Source organism: Bradyrhizobium sp. USDA 4461 (genome assembly GCF_054055655.1).
The window spans coordinates 7890333-7909650 of sequence record NZ_JBSRXM010000001.1 but is presented as its reverse complement, the minus strand read 5'-3'; the positions used below and the strand labels follow the sequence as shown (position 1 = coordinate 7909650).

The window sequence follows — 19318 nt, the reverse complement described above, 5'->3', positions numbered from 1 at the left end:
CGTGCCATGACCAGTGTAGCCCAAATTTCCCATGACCACCGCGAGCGACCTGCGATCCGGAAAGACCCATCGCGACGAGAATTTTCCCGTCGCGTCGTGGATCATTCATCCGCGGCATCGCGCCCTGATCCTGGCCTTCTATAATTTCGTCCGCACCGCCGACGATATCGCCGATCACGCGACGCTGCCGGCCGATGAGAAGCTGCGCTATCTCGACCTTATGGAGGCCGAGCTGCTCGGCAATGGCGAGACTCAGAAGGAAGCGGTCAATCTGCGCCGGGCCTTCGCCGAGCGCGGCATGCCGCCGCGGCACGCGCTCGACGTGCTGGTGGCGTTCCGCCTCGACGTCACCAAGCTGCGCTACGAGACCTGGGACGACGTGATCGACTATTGCCGCTACTCGGCGATGCCGGTCGGGCGCTTCATGCTCGACGTGCATGGCGAGGATACCTCGACCTGGGCGGCGTCGGATGCGCTGTGCGCCGGGTTGCAGATCAACAACCACCTTCAGGACTGCGGCAAGGACTACCGCAACCTGAACCGCGTCTACCTGCCGCGCGATGCGCTGGCTGCCGCGGGCGCGACCGTCGAGATGCTCGGCGAGGCGAAGTCGCAGCCGGCCCTGCTCAAATGCCTGCAGGCGCTCGCGGTGCGAACCGAGACGCTGCTCGACCGGAGCAAGTCGCTCGCCGCCGAGGTGAAGGATTTCAGGCTCGGCCTCGAGATCTCGGTGATCCAGGCGTTCGCCGACAAGATCGTCACCATGCTGAAGGTCCGCGATCCGCTCAGCGAGCGCGTGCATCTGAGCAAGGTTGAACTGCTGCTGCAGAGTCTCGGCGGTGTCGCCGGCGAGACCGCGCAGCGCGCCACCGGCCGCCGCGCGGCATCCAGGACGGCGGCAGGCGCATGAGTGTCGAGGCGGCGGCCAACGCAAATTACGGAAGCACCGCGTCGGGCAGCTCGTTCTATGCCGCGATGCGCATCCTGCCCCACGCGCAGCGCGAGGCGATGTTCCAGATCTACAGCTTCTGCCGGCAGGTCGACGACATCGCCGATTCCGACGGCCCGCGGCCGGAGCGGCTGGCGGCGCTGCAGCAGTGGCGCGACGATATCGACGCGCTCTATGCGGGGCATCCGCCGGAGCGGCTGAAGGACTATGTCGGATCGGTGAAGGCGTTCGGCCTGAAGCGCGAGGATTTCGTCGCGATCGTCGACGGCATGGAAATGGACGTGCCGCAGGACATCCGCGCGCCGGATCTCGCAACGCTCGATTTGTATTGCGATCGCGTCGCGAGCGCGGTCGGCCGGCTGTCGGTGCGCGTGTTCGGCCTGCCCGAGGAGGACGGCATCCAGCTCGCCTATCACCTCGGCCGCGCGTTGCAGCTCACTAACATCCTGCGCGACATCGACGAGGATGCCGGCCTCGGCCGGCTCTATTTGCCGCGCGAATGGCTCTGGCATGCCGGCATCACCAACAACGACCCGGCCCGCGTCACCGCCGACCGCGCGCTGCCGAAGGTGTGTGCGCCGCTCGCCGAGCGCGCCAAGATGCATTTCCAGAAGTCCGACGAGATCATGAAGCGCAATTCGCGCCGTGCCGTGCGTGCGCCCCGGATCATGTCGAAATACTACCGCGCGATCCTCGACCTGTTGATCGCGCGCGGCTTCGCCGCACCGCGTGAGCCGGTGCGTGTGTCCAAGGCGGCCAAGATCGGCATTCTTCTTCGTTACGCGATCATCTGATGCAAAAGACCGTTCATATCATCGGTGCCGGCATTTCCGGCCTCTCCGCTGCCGTGCGGCTCGCCAATGGCGGCTACAGGGTGGCCGTGCACGAGGCGACGCAGCAGGCCGGCGGCCGCTGCCGCTCCTATTTCGACGCCGCCACCAATCTCACCATCGACAATGGCAACCATCTCTTGCTGTCGGGCAACCGCCATGCGCTGAGCTATGCGCGCTCGATCGGCACCGAGGCCGGCCTGGTGGGACCTGCGCGCGCGCAGTTTCCGTTCGTCGATCTGGCCGGCGGCCAGCGCTGGCAGCTCGATCTCGGCGATTCCCGCCTGCCGCTGTGGGTGTTCGACGAGGCGCGCCGCGTGCCGGACACCACCCTGCGCGACTACCTCGCGTTGGCGCCGCTGGCCTGGGCCGGCACCGGCGCGCTGGTCGGCGACACCATTCCCTGCAAGGGCACGCTGTATGACCGGCTGGTGCAGCCGCTGCTGCTCGCGGCGCTGAACGTCGATCCGCCGGAGGGCTCGGCCGGGCTCGCCGGCGCCATCGTGCGCGAGACGCTGCTCGCGGGCGGGCAGGCCTGCCGTCCGCTGATCGCGCGCGACGGTCTGAGCTCGGTGCTGATCGAGCCCGCCGTCAAGCTGCTGCAGGAGCGGGGCCACAGCGTCCGGTTCAGTCACGAATTGCGTGCGCTCGTCATGGCGGGTGATCGCGTCAGCGAGCTCGACTTTGGCAATGGCGACAAGATCGCGCTGGCGGCCGACGATGCCGTCGTGCTCGCGGTGCCGCCGCGCGCCGCGGCATCGCTGCTACCCGGCCTGAAAACTCCGACCAAATTCCGCGCCATCGTCAATGCGCATTTCCGCGTCGATCCGCCGCGCGACGCAGCGCCCATTCTCGGCGTCGTCGGCGGCCTCGTCGAATGGCTGTTCGCGTTCCCGCAACGGCTGTCGGTGACGATCTCGAACGGCGACCGCCTGGTCGACATGCCGCGCGAGGAGCTTGCGCAGGCGGTCTGGCGGGATATCTGCAAGGCATCCGGCGTATCCGGCGACTTGCCAGCCTGGCAGATCGTGCGTGAACGCCGCGCCACATTCGAGGCGACGCCGGAGCAGAATGCCCTGCGTCCGGGGCCCGCAACGGCGCAAAAAAACCTGTTCCTTGCCGGCGACTGGACTGCTACCGGGTTGCCGGCGACCATCGAGGGGTCGGTGCGATCCGGTGATCGCGCCGCCGATCTGGTTCTGGCCACGCGCTAGATTCGACCTGCTGGAGCATTTTCGAGCGAAGTGGTCACCGGTTCGCGTCAAGAAAATGCGACCAACAAATGAATGAGAACATGATCCGATTTGATCGGATCATGTTCCGGAGCGGCCGCGGCTTTCGATCAGCCGGTCCGCGATGAAGAGGATATCGAGCGAAATGCTTTCGAGAGATCACGGCGTTGCAGTCGACCCGGTCGCGCTGGAGAAGAGCATCTCCAAGGCAACCGAGGCGCTGCTCGGCTATCGCCAGTCCGACGGACATTGGGTGTTCGAGCTCGAGGCCGACAGCACGATTCCGGCCGAGTACATCCTGCTGCGTCACTATCTCGCCGAGCCGATCGATACCGGGCTCGAGGCCAAGCTCGGCAATTATCTGCGCCGCGTCCAGGGCGCGCATGGCGGCTGGCCGCTGGTGCATGATGGCCCGTTCGACATGAGCGCCAGCGTGAAGTCGTACTTCGCGCTGAAGATGATCGGCGATTCCGTGGATGCGCCGCATATGGTGCGGGCGCGCGAGGCGATCCGTTCGCGCGGCGGCGCCGCGGCCAGCAATGTGTTCACGCGCTTCCTGCTCGCGCTCTATGGCGTCGTGACCTGGCGCGCGACGCCGGTGCTGCCGATCGAGATCATGCTGCTGCCGATGTGGTCGCCGTTCCACATCAACAAGATCTCCTACTGGGCGCGCACCACCATGGTGCCGCTGATGGTGCTCGCCGCGCTGAAGCCGCGCGCGAAGAACCCGAAGGGCGTCGGCATCGACGAACTGTTCCTGGAGGATCCGAAATCGGTCCGCATGGCGCCGAAGGCGCCGCATCAGAGCGCGAGCTGGTTCTATCTGTTCCGCTCGCTCGACGCCGTGCTGCGCGTGATCGAGCCGATGTTTCCGAAGCGCCTGCGCCAGCGCGCGATCGACGCCGCGCTCACCTTCACCGAGGAGCGGTTGAACGGCGAAGACGGCATGGGCGCAATCTATCCGCCGATGGCCAACATCGTCATGATGTATGATGCGCTCGGCAAGGACGAGAATTTCCCGCCGCGCGCCACCACCCGCCGCGGCATCGACAAGCTGCTGGTGGTCGGCGACGACGAGGCCTATTGCCAGCCCTGCGTTTCGCCGGTGTGGGACACCGCGCTGACCTGTCACGCACTTCAGGAAGCGGGCGGCGACGACACGCTCGCCAAGGCCAGGCAGGGTCTCGACTGGCTGAAGCCACGCCAGGTGCTGGACCTGAAGGGCGACTGGGCGGTCAAGGCGCCGGACGTTCGTCCCGGCGGCTGGGCGTTCCAGTACAACAACGACCATTATCCCGATCTCGACGATACCGCCGTGGTGGTGATGGCGATGGATCGCGCGCGCCGCCACACCGGAACCCGGGACTACGACGAGGCGATCGCACGCGGCCGCGAGTGGATCGAAGGGCTGCAGAGCCGCGACGGCGGCTGGGCCGCGTTCGACGCCAACAACCTCGAATACTACCTCAACAACATCCCGTTCTCCGACCACGGCGCATTGCTCGATCCGCCGACCGAGGACGTCACCGCGCGCTGCATCTCGATGCTCGGCCAGCTCGGCGAGACCGCCGAGAGCAGCAAGGCGATGGCCGACGGTATCGCCTATCTGCGCCGCACCCAGCTCGCCGAGGGCTCCTGGTACGGCCGCTGGGGCCTCAACTACATCTACGGCACCTGGTCGGTGCTGTGTGCGCTTAATGTCGCAGGAGTCGATCGCAACGACCCGATGATTCGGAAAGCGGTCAACTGGCTGGCATCGGTCCAGAATCAGGACGGCGGCTGGGGCGAGGATGCCGTCAGCTACCGGCTAGATTACAAGGGTTATGAAGTTGCGCCATCGACGTCCTCGCAAACGGCATGGGCCTTGCTTGGATTGATGGCGGCCGGAGAGGTCGAAAACCCCGCCGTTGCGCGGGGGGTGGAGTACCTAAAGGCAACACAGACGGAAAAAGGGCTGTGGGACGAGCAGCGATACACGGCTACGGGGTTTCCGCGGGTATTTTACTTGCGATATCATGGTTACTCGAAGTTCTTTCCGCTCTGGGCGCTGGCGCGGTATCGGAATTTGAGAAGCACCAATAGCAGGGTGGTAGGGGTCGGGATGTGATTGTTGAGGCGGGGGCCGCCGAGTCCGTGGGCAGAATTGATCCTCGGCCGGTACTGATTGTGACTGGATTGGTGCAGGAGGCCCGCATCGCGGCAGGCCCCGGCATGATCGTGATCTGCAGCTCGAGCGATCCACAGCAGCTGCGTGAATTGCTGGCGACGCTGGATCCGAAGACTTTCCGTGGCGTGATTTCGTTCGGCGTGGCCGGAGGGCTCGACCCGTCGCTGAAGTCGGGCGACGTCGTGGTCGCGACCGAGGTGATGTCGGGCGATACGCGTTTCCTGGCCGCATCCGCCTTGAACGAGGAGATGATCGCCAGCGCCGCGCTGAAGCGCCGCAGGATCGTCCGCGGCGGTCTCGCCGGCGTCGAACAGGTGATCGCGGCAAAGGCCTGCAAGGCCGCGCTGCGCTCGATCACCGGCGCCGCTGCGGTGGATATGGAGAGCCATATCGCGGCCGCCTATGCCGCCAAAGCTGGCATTCCGTTCGCAGCCCTGCGCGTGATCAGCGATCCCGCGCACCGGGCGCTGCCGGAGCTGGCGAAGTCAGCTGTGAAGCCGAACGGCGACATCGATCTGCGCAAGGTGCTGCGCGGCATCGCGCGCAATCCGCGGACGCTGCGGGCGCTGGTGTCGACCGGGATCGACTTCAACCGCGCGCTGCGCTCGCTGCGCAGCTGCCGCGGCTTCCTGCTCGGCAACGAGGTGCTGATGCCGGTGGACGACGTCATGGTGACGGCGAAGGCGGCCTGATCCAACCGTCCCAGGCTGGGACGGGTTTCTCGGGACATCGAGCTCAAAACAAGGCCCGATCGCATTGCGATCGGGCCTTTTGCTTGGGTGTCCGATGATCTGACGCGATGCCACCGTGCTGCCGGCGGTGCCCTCAGCGGGCTGGCAGCGCTGTATTGCCCGCTGGCGCGGGCCCCTGGCCGGCGCGCCGACTCCCTATCCCATAAGGTCCGTACGACGGCGGCGGCTGCGCTCCGGATGGCAGGGCGCGTCCTGGCAGGGCGCGTCCCGGCGGCGCAGTGCGCCTGTGGACCCTTGACAGGCAGGCGCACTCGGCCGAGTATGAATTATGATCCTTTATTCATGAATTACGGTTCACTATGGCAATCGCAGCGGTTCGCCTCAATCAGCTGGTCGAGACCAAGGCACGGATCCTGGATGCCGCGAGGGAAGCCGTGGCGCTGAGCGGGTGGAAGGACGCCCAGATCGCGCTGATCGCCGCCCGGGCCGGCGTCGCGACCGGCAGCGTGTATCGCTACTTCGACTCGAAGGCGGACCTGTACGCCCAGGTGCTCGGGCTGGTGTCGGAGCGAGAGGTGGCGGTGGTCGCTGCGATCGTCGAGGCGGAGGGATCGCCATCGCAATGCCTGGTGGATGCGATCTACACCTTCTCGGTCCGGGCGATGCGCGGCCGCCGGCTGGCCTACGCGCTGATCGCCGAACCCTGTGAGCCCGAGATCGACGCGGCGCGCCTGAAATACCGGGCGGCACTCGCCGATCAGATCGCGCGGCTGGTCCGGCGCGGCATCGCCAATGGCGAGTTCGTCGAGATTGACGCGAATGTCGCGGCATCCTGCGTGACCGGTGCGTTCATGGAGGCGCTGGTCGGTCCGCTGGCGCCCGAAGCGGCTCCCGATTCCGATGCGGCGAAGGCGGTCGCGCAATCGATCGCAGGGCTCGCCGCGCGCATGCTGTTTCGCCACACGACGCCTGAATTGATCCCCGTATCGCGAGTCTCCGCATGAATGCGCGTGTCCAACCGGTGGCCGTCACCGCAACGAAAACCGGTCCGTTTGCGACCCATGACGTCCGCAACCAGGCGCGGCCGGAGACAGGCTTCAACGCATTCGATGACGATCGTGCGTTGAGCGGCGTGATCGCGACGCTGGCGCCATGGGCGCGGGGCAAGCTGTCCGCGCTCGGAGCCCATGCCGGCAGCGAGGCCGTGCAGGAGGCGGCGCGGCTTGCCAATGAGCACGAACCGAAGCTCTTGACCCACGACCGCTACGGCAACCGCAATGATTGGGTCGAATTCCATCCGGCCTGGCATCAATTGATGGCGCTGGCGTTCCAGAGCGAGGTCCATAGCCTGGCCTGGTCGACGCGCGAGCCGCACGGCCATCTGGCGCGCGCGGCGCTGAGCTACCTCTGGAATCAGATCGAGAACGGCGTCGGTTGCCCGACCGGGATGGCGTACGCTGCGATCGCAGGGTTTGCCGGCAAGCCGCAATTCGCGTTGTGGCGGGAGCGGACATTGACGGCGGATTACGATCCGCGCCGGCTTCCGATCGAGGCCAAGCGTGCGGCTGTCATCGGCTATGCGATGACCGAGAAGCAGGGCGGCTCCGACCTACGCGAGACCCAGACCACCGCGCACTTCGTCGAGTGCGGCGCGCATGGCGAGATCTATGCGATCACCGGCCACAAATGGTTCTTCTCGGTGCCGGTCGCCGACGGCTTCTACACGCTGGCGCGCACCCAATCCGGCGTCAGTTGTCTGTTCGTGCCGCGCCTGTTGCCCGACGGCAGCGCCAACCGCATCCACATCCAGCGTCTGAAGGACAAATGCGGCAACCGCTCCAACGCATCGAGCGAGATCGAATATCATGACACCTGGTCGATCCTGGTCGGCGAGGAAGGCCGCGGCATCGCGGAAATCCTCTCGCATGCGCATCTGACGCGGCTGGATTTCGCGGTGGGCTCCGCCGGGCTGATGCGGCAGGCGTTGAGCCTCGCCATCAATCACGCGCAAAGTCGAACCGCGTTCGGCAAGCCGATGTCCGAGCTTCCGATGCAGCGCAATGTGCTCGCCGACCTTGCGCTCGAGAGCGAGGCGGCGATGCTGGGCGCATTCCGCGTCGCGCGCGCCACTGACGGCCTGCAGACCAGCGAGCACGAGCGGCTGCTGGCGCGGGTCGCAACCCCCGTGATGAAGTTCTGGAATTGCCAGCGCGCGCCGGCCTTCACTTACGAATGCCTGCAGGTGCATGGCGGCAACGGCTTCATCATGGAGAATGCGATGGCGCGGCTGTATCGCGAGGCGCCGCTGAATTCGATCTGGGAAGGCACCTCGAACATGATGTGCATGGACGTGCTGCGCGCCATGCAGCGCGATGCCAGGTGTCGCGATGCGTTGATCGACGAATTGCGCGCGAGCAGGGGCCTCAATCCGGTCTATGACCGGAGCACCGACGACCTCGCCGATCGCCTGCAGGCCCGATATCCGGACGACGGACATGCGCGGGCGCTGGTCACCCGGATGGCGCATGCGTTGCAGGCGGCCGAGATGTTGCGGCACAGCGACGCCGCTGCCGCCGATCTGTTCGTGCAATCGAGGCTCGGTGCCGACGCGATGCATGTGTTCGGCACGCTTCCATCGTCGGAAGGCCTCGGCGGCATCGTCGAGCGCGCCTCCGTCATCGGTCACCAGGGACCCCGGTAACATGCGTCAGAGCCAAGTTTGCGCCGTCAACGATATCAGGGCAATCGTGGGCGAACAGGAATGGGCAACCCGGGTCGACCTCGCGGCGTGCTATCGGCTGGTCGCGCTCTATGGCATGACCGACCTGATCTACAACCACATCAGCGCGCAGGTCCCGGGGCATGACGATCAGTATCTGATCAATCCCTACGGCATGCTGTACGAGGAGATCACGGCCTCCAGCCTGGTCAAGATCGACATCGAGGGCCGCACTTTGCTGCAGCCCGATCACGGCTACAACGTCAACGTCGCCGGCTTCTATCTGCATGCGCCGATCCATCGCGCGCGGCCCGACGTGAAATGCGTTCTGCACACCCATACCAGGGCAGGCACGGCGGTCAGCACGCTTGCCGAGGGACTGTTGCCGCTGTCGCAGACGGCGATGCGGTTTCACGGCCGGATCGGCTATCACGATTTCGAGGGGCCGGCGATCGATCGCGAGGAATGCGACCGCGTCGTCGCCGATCTCGGCCGCAACAACGTCCTGATCCTGCGCAACCATGGCCTCTTGGTCTGCGGCAACACGATTCAGCAGGCGTTCAATGCGATCTATTGGCTGGAGCAGGCCTGCCGGATCCAGATCGATGCGCTCGGCTGCGGCAGGCCGCTGCGCGCGCCGACTGAGCTCGCGATCGGCAACACGGTGACCTGCTTTGCCGGCACCGAGATCACGCTCGACAATGAGCGCGACACCAATCCAACAATGAATGAAGCGGCGCAGACTCTGCAAGCCGGTTACGGCCTGCTGGAATGGCCGGCGTTGCGGCGCAGGCTCGACCGCATCGACGGGAGCTACGCGCAATGAGCACGGCGCTGGCCGCGGCGCGGATCGGATTCATTGGCGCCGGCCGCGTCGCGCAAACGCTCGCGCCGGCATTCGCCCGCGCGGATTTGGATGTCGCGGCGTTCTACAACCGCGGTGCCGATGCCGCGCAGCGGCTCGGCTCCCGCGTCCCGTCGGCGAAGTCGCTGCCGGATGCGCAGCAGGTCGTCGACAGCTGCGACATGATTTTCCTCACCGTGAGCGACGATGCGATCCTGCCGGTGTGCCGCGACCTGCGCTGGCAGCCGCGTCACCGCGTGGTCCATTGCAGCGGCGCGACCGAGCTCGCGGCGCTCGACCATGCCAAAGCCGCAGGCGCGGCCACCGGCGGCTTTCATCCGATGCAGATGTTCGCAAATCCCGACGTTGCGCTCGAGGGGCTCTGCGGATGCACGGTCGGCATCGAGGCCGAGGGCGAGTTCAGGCGCGACCTCGAATGGCTTGCGACCCGGATCGGCTGCGAGCCGCTGGCGCTGCCGGCCGGGGTGCGGGCGCTGTATCACGCCTCGGCCTATTACGTCGGTCCGTTCCTGATCGCGCTGCTCAAAGAAGGCGTCGAGCTCTGGAAGAGCTTTGGCGCCAGCGAGACCGACGCGCTGCGCGCGATGATGCCGCTGCTGCGCGGCACGGTCGCGGCCGTGCTCGACGGCGGATTGGCCAACGGCATGGGCGGCTGCGTGGCGCGCGGCGATGTCGGCACCATCCTCAAGCATCTCCGCGCCCTCGACGAGCGGTTTCCGTCTTCGGGCGCGCTGTATCGCGAACTGGCGCTGCGCAATGTCCCGCTCGGGATCGAGCGCGGCACGCTCAGCGCGCCGCGCGCGGCGGAGATCGAGCAATTGCTGCTGCGGACGAGATTGGAAGAGCAGGCGGCATCCTGACCCAGCAAAAAGCCCCGGTTCGCTGAACCGGGGCTTTGATGCTTCTGCGTTCGCTCAGGTCGTGCGTCAGGCGGCGGTGGAGGCCTTCTGTTGCTGCTTGGCGGCAGCGGCTTCGGCCTCGTCGCGGCGAATCTCCGAGAGCTTCTTCTGCACCTGTTCGGCGAAGATGTACTGCGCCGGACGCTGCTTCGACATGTCGATCTCCGGCGCCATCGGGCCCGTGGTCTTGATGCCGCGCAGCGCGACCCACATCGCCTTCAGCGGGTTGTTGATCGCAGCAGTCGCCGCGGTCGGCTCGTAGCCGCAATGGGCCATACAGTCGGCGCACTTCTCGTACTTGCCGGTGCCGTAGGTCTCCCAATCGGTGGTGTCCATCAGCTCCTTGAAGGTCTTGGCGTAGCCTTCACCGAGCAGATAGCAGGGCTTCTGCCAGCCGAAGATGTTGCGCGCCGGCATGCCCCAGGGCGTGCACTCGTATTCCTGGTTGCCGGCGAGGAAGTCCAAAAACAGCCCGGAATGCATGAAATTCCACTTCTTGCCCTTGCCGAGCGCAAAGACGTCGCGGAACAGCTTCTTGGTCTTGGTGCGGTTGAGGAAGTGCTCCTGGTCCGGCGCACGCTCATAGGCGTAGCCCGGCGACATCGAGACGCCGACGCCGAGCTCGGTGGTGAAGTCGAGGAATTTCGCGATCTCCTCGGCCGGATGGCCGTCGAAGATGGTGGCGTTGACGTTGACCGTGAAGCCGCGCGCCTTCGCCGCCTTGATCGCGGAGACGGCGCGGTCGAATACGCCCTTCTGCGACACCGCCTTGTCGTGATGGTCCTTCAGGCCGTCGAGATGCACCGAGAAGAACAGATAGGGCGACGGCTCGAACAGATCGAGCTTCTTCTCCAGCAGCAGCGCGTTGGTGCACAGCGAGACGAACTTCTTGCGCGCCACGAGGCCGCGCACGATCTCGCCGATCTCCTTGTGGATCAGCGGCTCGCCGCCGGGGATCGCCACCATCGGCGCGCCGCATTCATCGGCCGCGTCCCAGCATTCCTGCGCGGTCATGCGGCGATTGAGGATCGCATCGGGATAGTCGATCTTGCCGCAGCCGACGCAGGCGAGGTTGCAACGGAACAAGGGTTCCAGCATCAGCACGAGCGGATAGCGTTTGCGGCCAAGCAGCTTCTGCTTGATCAGGTAACCGCCGATACGCATTTCCTTGAAGAACGGTATAGCCATTAGACGATTTTCTTTCTGCACTTATTCAAAGGAAGTCGGTTCAGATCAGCCCGCAGTCAGTTCGGCTGGCAGCCGGAATTCGATATTCTCTTCGCGGCCCGGAACGACCGAGACCGACACCGGTCCGATGCGTCGCAGGGCCTCGATGACATCGTCGACCAGAACTTCGGGTGCCGATGCACCCGCCGTGATCCCGACGGCCTTCGCATCCTTCAGCCAATCCGGGTTGAGCTCGCTCCCATCGGCAATGAGATAACTCGCGACGCCGACCTCGGTGCCGATTTCGCGAAGCCTGTTTGAGTTGGAACTGTTGGCGGCCCCCACCACCAAAATGACGTCCACCAGCTTGCTTAGGTCCCTTACCGCAGATTGGCGGTTCTGTGTCGCATAGCAGATATCCCGGGTGTCGGGGCCTTGAATATCTGTAAATTTTGCCTGAAGGGCCGCGATGATGTCCTTGGTGTCGTCCACGGACAGGGTGGTTTGGGTGATATAGGCGACCGGCGTATCGGTCGGCAGCCGCAATTCCGCCACATCCTGAACGCTCTGGACCAGCCAAACCGGCCCCGGAACCTGGCCCATGGTTCCCTCGACCTCGGGGTGGCCCGCATGTCCGATCAGGATCAGGGCGCGGCCCTTCGAGATATAGCGCTTGCCCTGGTTGTGGACCTTGGTGACCAGCGGGCAGGTGGCATTGAGGACCGGAAGGTCGCGGGCTTCCGCCTCCTCCTCGACGCTCCGGGCGACGCCATGGGCGCTGAACACGGTCACCGCCTTGGCCGGCACCTCCGAGAGATCCTCGACGAAGATCGCACCCTTCTTCTTCAGGCTTTCGACCACGTGCTTGTTGTGTACGATCTCGTGGCGGACATAGACCGGCGGGCCATACTTCGCGAGCGCGCGTTCGACGATCTCGATCGCGCGCACAACGCCCGCACAAAAGCCGCGTGGCTGGGCAAGAAACACTTCCATCGGACGTCCGTTACGCAAATTGCACCAATCTCATTCCAAGTCCTGTTCCAAGTCCTGTTCCAAGTCCTGCGGCCTTTTCGGCAACGCACTCCACAAGTCGGACGTCGCAACGTCAGTTGCAATGTCCGCGCCATCACAGTTCCTGCACGGGATCGATGCCCCAAGCGCATGGAAATACAGGGATTTGTGGCAAAAAGGTAGCGCTTCGAAAGGCAGAACCATCGGTGGGGAGGGGTGTTAGAGGTAATATGGTGTGGGATCGGAGCCGTGCGACCCTCCGCCCCTCTCACTTGTTCGTCACTTTATCGCCCACTGATGCGGTTTATACCGGCCACTCGTGGCCAGTCCTGTGGTTTGGAACCTCTTCGCCATCGCGTCGAGGAAGGTAACCAAAACAACATTAGATCGGCCCCCGGAACTCCGCTACAGAGCGGGCGTTTTCGGCCATGCTTCCCCGAGATTAGAAAGAAACGAAGTGCTGACAAATATTGTCGTCTCCGTTGTTAGGACCTGTACGCGTTTTGCCCTTCCGGTTGTCATTATCTCTGTGCTGCTGTCGATCGGCGCCGGCTTCTATACGGCCCGCAACTTCTCGATCAACACCGACATCAACAAGCTGATCTCGCCGGATCTGGATTGGCGCAAGCGCGACAACCAGTTCGAGGAAGCATTCGATCGCGAGCGTCTGATCCTGGCGGTGGTCGAAGCCGCGACGCCCGAGCTGACCAGCTCGGCGGCGAAGGCGCTCACCGCGAAGCTGCAGGCCGACAAGAAGAACTTCGAGGCGATCACCGCGCTCGGCTCCGGCGAATTCTTCGAGAAGAACGGCCTGCTGTTCCTGCCGACCGAAGAGGTCGGCAAGGTCGCAGGCCAGCTCGAATCGGCCGCGCCGCTGATCGAGATCATGGCCGGCGATCCCTCGATTCGCGGCCTGACCGGCGCGCTCGAGACCGGCCTTGCCGGCGTCAAGCGCGGGCAGGTCAAGCTCGACAATGCCGCGCCGCCCTTCAACCTGATCTCGGAGACCGTCGAGACCGTCCTCAACAAGGGCAACGCCACCTTCTCCTGGCGCGAGCTGACCAGCGACAAGCCGCTGACCGATTCGGACAAGCGCGCCTTCATCGAGATCAAGCCGATCATCGACTATTCGGCGCTGGAGCCCGGCAAGGCCGCGACCGATGCGATCCGGCAGGCGGCCGCCGACCTGAAGTTCCCGACCGAGTATCACGCGCGCGTTCGCCTGACCGGACCGGTGCCGATCGCCAACGAGGAATACGCCACCGTGCAGGACGGCGCGATCACCAACGGCATCGGCACCGTGGTGATCGTCTTGATCATCCTCTGGCTGGCGCTGCACTCGGGCAAGATCATCTTCGCCGTGTTCGTCAACCTGTTCATCGGGCTTGCGCTCACCACCGCGGTCGGCCTGATGATGGTCGGATCGCTGAACCTGCTGTCGATCGCCTTCGCGGTGCTGTTCGTCGGCCTCGGCGTCGACTTCGGCATCCAGTTCAGCGTGCGCTACCGCTCCGAGCGTTACAAGAACGACAATCTGACGCTCGCGCTGGAAAACGCGGCGCGCCGTTCGGCGGTGCCGCTGTCGCTTGCGGCGATGGCGACCGCCGCCGGCTTCCTGTGCTTCCTGCCGACCGACTACAAGGGCATCTCCGAGCTCGGCAAGATCGCCGGCGCCGGCATGCTGGTGGCGTTCGTCACCAGCATCACGGTGCTGCCGGCGCTGCTCGACCTGCTCAACCCTCCGGGAGAGAAGGAGCCGGTCGGCTACGCCTTCCTGGCGCCGGTCGACCACTTCCTGGAAAAGCATCGCATTCCTATCATCGTCGGCACGCTGCTGGTCACGGTCGCCGGGCTGCCGCTGCTGCACTGGATGAAGTTCGACTTCAACCCGATCAATCTGCGCAACAAGCAGGCGGAATCGATCGCGACCTTCCTCGACCTGAGGAAGGATCCGAACACCGGGGCCAACGCCATCAACGTGATGACGCGCTCGGAAGCCGACGCCAAAAAGATCGAGGCCAAGCTCGAGAAGTTGCCGGAAGTGGCGCGCGTGATGTCGCTCGACAGCTTCGTGCCGGACGACCAGCCGGCCAAGCTGAAGCTGATCGCGCAGGCGGCCAAGACGCTCGGCCCCGCGCTCAATCCGGACTCGGTCGATCCGGCGCCGTCGGATCAGGAGAATGTCGAGTCGCTGAAGAGCTCGGTCGACAGCCTGCGCAGGACCGCGGGCGACGGCAAGGGACCGGGCGCGGTTGCCGCGCGAAGGCTCGCCGACGCCTTGCAGAAGCTTGCCGATTCGAACCAGGCTGTCCGCGACAAGGCGCAGGACGTCTTCGTCGCGCCGATGAAGATCGTGTTCGATCAGCTCCGCAATACGCTGCAAGCCCAGACCGTCACCTTGCAGAACCTGCCGCCGGAACTGGTCGAGAGCTGGAAGACCAAGGACGGCCTGATGCGCGTCGAGGTCGAGCCGAAGGGTGACCCGAACGACAACGACAATCTGCGCCGCTTTGCCGACGCCGTGCTCGCCGCGGAGCCGACCGCAATCGGCGGACCGGTCTCGATCCTCAAATCGGGCGATGTCATCGTGAATGCGTTCATCCACGCCGGCATTCTGGCGCTGGTCACCATCGGCCTGCTGCTGTGGCTGACGCTGCGCCGCATCGTCGACGTGCTCATGACGCTGGTGCCGCTCCTGGTCGCCGGCATCGTCACGCTGGAGATCTGCGTCTTGATCGGGCTGCCGCTCAACTTCGCCAACATCGTCGCGCTGCCGCTGCTGCTCGGCGTCGGCGTGGCGTTCAAGATCTACTATGTCACGGCATGGCGGCAGGGCAGGACGAACCTGCTGCAATCGAGCCTGACGCGGGCGATCTTTTTCAGCGCGCTGACCACGGCGACGGCGTTCGGCAGCCTGTGGCTGTCCAGCCATCCCGGTACCGCGAGCATGGGCAAGCTGCTTGCGCTGTCGCTCGTCACCACGCTGGCCGCGGTGCTGCTGTTCCAGCCGGCGCTGATGGGCAAGCCGCGTGAGACCCTCAAGGAGGAGGATATCGCCAACGACGTCACCTGACGCGTTGTTTTGATCGGGCTTGGCGGCCGATGCCGCCAAGCCGCAATCACAGGCTGAGCGATGCCAGCCGTGTCAGTGCGTCGGTCGCGCGATGTCCGGCAGCAGGCAGATATCGCCGACCGTGTCAGCGGACGCATTGGCATTGCTTGGGGCCTGCTTCTGGCCCGGCTTGCTGGCAGGGGCCACGGCGCCGGTGGTCTTCTGCGGCGCTGTTGATTTGGGAACGGTGCCCTTTGCTGCCGAGCCTGCGGCCGCCGGATTGCCGGCGGCGCTCACCGGGATCGGCGGGCCGACGCGGGTCCAGGTCTCGCCGCCGCACAGGAAGCCGAGCACGCAGCCCTGGATCTCGAGCTGATCGGTGCCGACCGGCTTGATGGTCGAGCTGTAGAGCTGGCCGTCCTTGGCGTTATACACTTGGCCTTCCCAGGCATCGGCGCCGGCCTTCTTCTTCATGTCGATCAGGATCGGCATGCCGAGCGTCGGCCTGCTCTGCTTCGCAGGATCAGGATTGTTCTTATCCTTGCCGCCGGGGGTTTTTTCCCACGACACCGCCCCCCACATGTTGCCATTACACTGGGCGACGCGGATGATGGCGACACCGTCAGCGACCTTCCAGTCGCCGGTCGGGTCCGCTGCAAGTGCCGGTGATAATACGGTGGCCAAAAATAAACCCGAAAAGGCTATTGTGCGCGCGAAAGTTCTTGGGCAGTGCAACATGGTCCAAACCTGTGCTTAACTAGACGATCCGAGCGGGGGTCAAAACGCCGCTAGCGAGCGTTTTAAGTTGACGAGATGGCCATCAACCGACGTATGTAACGAATGGTAAGTTCCAATTTAGACGTTTCCGAGATTTTTGTGGAGCGCGAGGGGCAGCGCGGTGCCATGCACACGCGTCATCTCAACGAGCAGCTCGTTCGCGTCCTCAAAACCATCGGTTACGACGTCGGCTTCCAGAAGGGGCAAGGCCAGTACCTCTTCGATCGTCAGGGGGCTCGTTACCTCGATCTATTGAGCGGATTTGGCGTTTTTGCGATTGGCCGCAATCATCCGGCCCTGCGCCAGGCGCTGAAGAGCGTGCTCGACGCCGATCTGCCGAATCTGGTGCAACTCGACGTGTCGACGCTTGCCGGCGTGCTCGCGGAACGGTTGCTGGACTATGTTCCATACCTGGACAAGGTGTTTTTCGCCAATTCCGGCGCCGAAACCGTCGAAGCGGCGATCAAGTTCGCGCGCGGCGCGACCGGCCGTCCTGGTATCGTTTATTGCGGGCATTCGTTCCACGGCCTGTCGTACGGGGCGCTGTCGCTGACCGATGATTCGAATTTCCGCAGCGGCTTCGAGCCGCTGCTGCCCGGCTGCACCCCGATACCCTACAACGATCTCGAGGCGCTGGAGAAGGCGCTGTCGTCGCGCCAGGTCGGTGCATTCATCGTCGAGCCGATTCAGGGCAAGGGCGTCAATATGCCCACCGACGAGTTCCTGCCCGGCGCGCTGGCGCTGTGCCGCAAATACGGCACGCTGTTCATCGCCGACGAGATCCAGACCGGCATCGGCCGCACCGGGAAGTTCCTCGCGATCGAGCACTGGGGCATCGAGCCCGACATGGTGCTGCTGGCGAAAGCGCTCTCCGGCGGCCACGTGCCGATCGGCGCGCTGCTGACGCGCAAGAACATCTTCGACAAGATCTTCAACCAGATGGATCGCGCGGTCGTGCATGGCTCGACCTTCGCGAAGAACGATCTGGCGATGGCCGCCGGCATCGCGACCCTCGACGTCATCAAGTCCGAGAAGCTGGTCGAGAACGCCGCCAAGCGCGGCGCCGAGCTCCGCCTCGCGCTGACGCGCATGGTGCCGGGCTATGAATTGATGAAGGAAGTCCGCGGCAAGGGCTTGATGATCGGCGTCGAATTCGGACCGCCGAAATCGCTGCGGCTCAAGGCGTCGTGGAATCTGCTGGAGACCGCCAACAAAGGCCTGTTCTGCCAGCTGATCACAGTGCCGCTGTTCAAGGATCACAAGATCCTGACCCAGGTCGCCGGCCACGGCCTCCACACCATCAAGCTGCTGCCGCCGCTGACGATCACCGAAGAGGATTGCAGCTGGATCGAGAAGTCGTTCGACGACGTGATCGCCGGCAGCCACAAGGTGCCCGGCGCGATCTGGTCGCTCGGCAAGACGCTGGTCGACAACGCGGTGCGCAAGTCGGCGTAGGCACGTTCCCGTAGCCGGGATGAAGCAGCCTTATTCGTCATTGCGAGCGAAGCGAAGCAATCCATCGAGCCGCAAGCGGCGATATGGATTGCTTCGTCGCTTCGCTCCTCGCAATGACGAGAGCAGAGGTTTTGCTGCTCACCCTTCCTTGTTCGCGCGCATCGCGCTCTCGAACTTGTCGCCGAACTCGCTGAGTTCGTCGGCGCCGAGATCGCTGACCGCCCAGTAGTTCAGGCCGCGGTCGCTCCAGCGCCGGATATTGAAGCCCTGCAATGTCGAGATCTTCGCGGGCTTGCGTTCGGTGCTCGCGGTCTGCGCCACGAACAGGTTGATGACGTGCTGGCGCCGCTTGTAGACCACGGCGCCGATCTCGCGGGCGTTGACGTAGTCGAGCCTACCGCCGATCAGCGTGAAGCCCTGCGCGGTGAGATCGATCACCGGCGGCGAGACGTCGAGCTTGCCGTTGAACCACGGCTTGACCGTATGCTGGTCGGTCGACACCACGTCGATCAGGTGGCCGGCCTGCAGCGAGCGCAGATGCGCCGACACCACCTCGTTCTCGATGCGCTGCTCGTCGTCATTGCGCAGCACGATCGCGACCAGACCCGTTGCGGCCATCGCCGACACCGCCGAGCCCATCGCAAAGCCGCGCAGCACCGAGCGCCGGCTTGGCGCGGCCTGCGGTTGCGGCAGCGACTTCTCGATCTTGCGGCGCAGCTCGAGCGGAGCCTTGTAGCGCACGTCGCTCTCGGCGATCGCCTGGCGGATCTCCTGATATTCCTTCATGAGAGCGGCGCAATGCGCGCACCCCTCGACATGGGCTTCCACTTCGCGCGCATGGCCGGCATCGAGTTCGCCGTCGATCAGCGCGTGGATCAGCACTTCGGCTTCCTCGCAGGTCATTTCACGTGCTCCTGTTCCGCAAGCCAGGCCGATCGCAGCATGGCGCGGGCGCGCGCGAGGCGGGACATCACGGTGCCGACCGGCACGGCGGCGACATCGGCGATCTCGCGGTATGATAGATTCTGGATTTCCCTGAGCACGAAGGTCTCACGGAATGGCTCGGCGAGCGCCGCCACCAGCTTGCGCACGGTGTCGCCGTCGAACCGGCGCAGCAGCTGCTTTTCCGGGGTCTCCGGGGCTTCGTTCCACAGCGGGGTCTGCTCGCCGCCTTCCGGCAGCTCCTCGACCGCGGTGGGCGCGGTCTTGCGCCTTGCGTATTCGGCGCGGCAGACATTGCGCAGGATCGCGAACAGCCACGGCTTCATCGCGGGGCCGCGATAGCTGTCGAAATGCTTGTAGGCGCGCAGATAGCATTCCTGCACCGCATCCTCGGCGTCGGCGGCATCGCGCAGCAGATAGCGCGCCAGGGTATAGGCGTCGTCAAGGTACGGCAGCGCGGCTTCGCGGAAGCGTCGCGCCTTTTCGGGATCGTCTTGCGACGCGTTGACAACCATCGTGTCCTGCCCGGCATGTCGAGAGACGGCTTGTGCCCGGGCGGGG

At 64.9% G+C, this 19318-nt stretch carries 16 protein-coding genes; 11 read left to right on the top strand and 5 right to left on the bottom strand.

Annotated elements, in window-relative coordinates; translation table 11 throughout:
• Positions 1-31: 31 nt before the first annotated feature.
• The 9 genes from hpnC (at position 32) to ACVINW_RS37060 (ending at position 10314) form a co-directional block, all read left to right on the top strand.
• Entirely contained in the window at positions 32-910 is an 879-nt protein-coding gene (gene hpnC, locus ACVINW_RS37100; RefSeq protein ID WP_456755870.1) for a squalene synthase HpnC, read from the top strand.
• The gene (hpnD, locus tag ACVINW_RS37095; protein WP_456755869.1) at positions 907-1743 is read left to right on the top strand and encodes a presqualene diphosphate synthase HpnD; all 837 of its coding nucleotides are present in this window, start codon (positions 907-909) and stop codon (positions 1741-1743) included. Before hpnC ends, hpnD begins: the two co-directional genes overlap by 4 nt.
• Entirely contained in the window at positions 1743-2993 is a 1251-nt protein-coding gene (gene hpnE, locus ACVINW_RS37090) for a hydroxysqualene dehydroxylase HpnE (RefSeq protein ID WP_456755868.1), read from the top strand. The genes hpnD and hpnE overlap by 1 nt, the downstream gene beginning before the upstream one ends.
• A 163-nt stretch (positions 2994-3156) precedes the next feature.
• Positions 3157-5118, top strand: a complete 1962-nt coding sequence (shc, locus tag ACVINW_RS37085; protein ID WP_456755867.1) for a squalene--hopene cyclase — start codon at positions 3157-3159, stop codon at positions 5116-5118.
• A 26-nt stretch (positions 5119-5144) separates the two neighbouring features.
• Positions 5145-5870 carry a phosphorylase gene (locus tag ACVINW_RS37080; RefSeq protein WP_456755866.1) on the top strand — a complete coding sequence of 242 codons (726 nt, stop codon included), beginning with the start codon at positions 5145-5147 and terminating at the stop codon, positions 5868-5870.
• A 359-nt stretch (positions 5871-6229) separates the two neighbouring features.
• The gene (locus ACVINW_RS37075) at positions 6230-6874 is read left to right on the top strand and encodes a TetR/AcrR family transcriptional regulator (RefSeq protein ID WP_456755865.1); all 645 of its coding nucleotides are present in this window, start codon (positions 6230-6232) and stop codon (positions 6872-6874) included.
• Positions 6871-8571: an acyl-CoA dehydrogenase family protein gene (locus ACVINW_RS37070; protein ID WP_456755864.1), complete on the top strand. Its 1701-nt coding sequence runs from the start codon at positions 6871-6873 to the stop codon at positions 8569-8571. Before ACVINW_RS37075 ends, ACVINW_RS37070 begins: the two co-directional genes overlap by 4 nt.
• Position 8572: 1 nt before the next feature.
• The gene (locus ACVINW_RS37065; RefSeq protein ID WP_456755863.1) at positions 8573-9415 is read left to right on the top strand and encodes a class II aldolase/adducin family protein; all 843 of its coding nucleotides are present in this window, start codon (positions 8573-8575) and stop codon (positions 9413-9415) included.
• Complete coding sequence (locus tag ACVINW_RS37060) at positions 9412-10314, top strand: Rossmann-like and DUF2520 domain-containing protein (protein ID WP_456755862.1); 903 nt, start codon at positions 9412-9414, stop codon at positions 10312-10314. The genes ACVINW_RS37065 and ACVINW_RS37060 overlap by 4 nt, the downstream gene beginning before the upstream one ends.
• Before the next feature lie 66 nt (positions 10315-10380).
• Here ACVINW_RS37060 and hpnH read toward each other — a convergent pair whose 3' ends face one another.
• Both hpnH and ispH read right to left on the bottom strand, forming a co-directional pair.
• Positions 10381-11541 (bottom strand): adenosyl-hopene transferase HpnH, encoded by a 1161-nt coding sequence (hpnH, locus tag ACVINW_RS37055; protein WP_456755861.1) that lies wholly within the window; start codon positions 11539-11541, stop codon positions 10381-10383.
• A 45-nt stretch (positions 11542-11586) separates the two neighbouring features.
• Positions 11587-12513, bottom strand: a complete 927-nt coding sequence (gene ispH / locus ACVINW_RS37050) for a 4-hydroxy-3-methylbut-2-enyl diphosphate reductase (RefSeq protein ID WP_456755860.1) — start codon at positions 12511-12513, stop codon at positions 11587-11589.
• A gap of 475 nt (positions 12514-12988) precedes the next feature.
• Here ispH and hpnN point away from each other — a divergent pair, with 475 nt between their 5' ends.
• Positions 12989-15604, top strand: coding sequence for a hopanoid transporter HpnN (gene hpnN / locus ACVINW_RS37045; RefSeq protein WP_456755859.1), 2616 nt, complete (start codon positions 12989-12991; stop codon positions 15602-15604).
• 72 nt (positions 15605-15676) lie between these two features.
• On the opposite strand, the gene ACVINW_RS37040 is transcribed toward hpnN, so the two are convergent.
• Entirely contained in the window at positions 15677-16321 is a 645-nt protein-coding gene (locus tag ACVINW_RS37040) for a DUF2147 domain-containing protein (protein ID WP_456755858.1), read from the bottom strand.
• A gap of 102 nt (positions 16322-16423) precedes the next feature.
• On the opposite strand from ACVINW_RS37040, the gene hpnO reads away from it, so the two are divergent.
• Positions 16424-17815 (top strand): aminobacteriohopanetriol synthase HpnO, encoded by a 1392-nt coding sequence (gene hpnO, locus ACVINW_RS37035; RefSeq protein WP_456755857.1) that lies wholly within the window; start codon positions 16424-16426, stop codon positions 17813-17815.
• Between the two features lie 138 nt (positions 17816-17953).
• Here the strand turns inward: hpnO and ACVINW_RS37030 are convergent, their stop codons facing one another.
• Complete coding sequence (locus ACVINW_RS37030; RefSeq protein ID WP_456755856.1) at positions 17954-18718, bottom strand: anti-sigma factor family protein; 765 nt, start codon at positions 18716-18718, stop codon at positions 17954-17956.
• On the bottom strand, positions 18715-19272 hold the full coding sequence (locus ACVINW_RS37025; protein WP_456755855.1) for a sigma-70 family RNA polymerase sigma factor: 558 nt from the start codon (positions 19270-19272) through the stop codon (positions 18715-18717). Before ACVINW_RS37025 ends, ACVINW_RS37030 begins: the two co-directional genes overlap by 4 nt.
• Positions 19273-19318: the final 46 nt, after the last annotated feature.

Coding starts and splice junctions, on each gene's coding strand:
- ACVINW_RS37060 (WP_456755862.1), top strand. CDS start 9,412: ATGAGCACGGCGCTGGCCGCGGCGCGGATCGGATTCATTGGCGCCGGC.
- ACVINW_RS37075 (WP_456755865.1), top strand. CDS start 6,230: ATGGCAATCGCAGCGGTTCGCCTCAATCAGCTGGTCGAGACCAAGGCA.
- hpnC (WP_456755870.1), top strand. CDS start 32: ATGACCACCGCGAGCGACCTGCGATCCGGAAAGACCCATCGCGACGAG.
- hpnO (WP_456755857.1), top strand. CDS start 16,424: ATGGTAAGTTCCAATTTAGACGTTTCCGAGATTTTTGTGGAGCGCGAG.
- shc (WP_456755867.1), top strand. CDS start 3,157: ATGCTTTCGAGAGATCACGGCGTTGCAGTCGACCCGGTCGCGCTGGAG.
- ispH (WP_456755860.1), bottom strand. CDS start 12,513: ATGGAAGTGTTTCTTGCCCAGCCACGCGGCTTTTGTGCGGGCGTTGTG.
- hpnE (WP_456755868.1), top strand. CDS start 1,743: ATGCAAAAGACCGTTCATATCATCGGTGCCGGCATTTCCGGCCTCTCC.
- ACVINW_RS37070 (WP_456755864.1), top strand. CDS start 6,871: ATGAATGCGCGTGTCCAACCGGTGGCCGTCACCGCAACGAAAACCGGT.
- hpnH (WP_456755861.1), bottom strand. CDS start 11,541: ATGGCTATACCGTTCTTCAAGGAAATGCGTATCGGCGGTTACCTGATC.
- ACVINW_RS37030 (WP_456755856.1), bottom strand. CDS start 18,718: ATGACCTGCGAGGAAGCCGAAGTGCTGATCCACGCGCTGATCGACGGC.
- ACVINW_RS37065 (WP_456755863.1), top strand. CDS start 8,573: ATGCGTCAGAGCCAAGTTTGCGCCGTCAACGATATCAGGGCAATCGTG.
- ACVINW_RS37040 (WP_456755858.1), bottom strand. CDS start 16,321: ATGTTGCACTGCCCAAGAACTTTCGCGCGCACAATAGCCTTTTCGGGT.
- ACVINW_RS37025 (WP_456755855.1), bottom strand. CDS start 19,272: ATGGTTGTCAACGCGTCGCAAGACGATCCCGAAAAGGCGCGACGCTTC.
- hpnD (WP_456755869.1), top strand. CDS start 907: ATGAGTGTCGAGGCGGCGGCCAACGCAAATTACGGAAGCACCGCGTCG.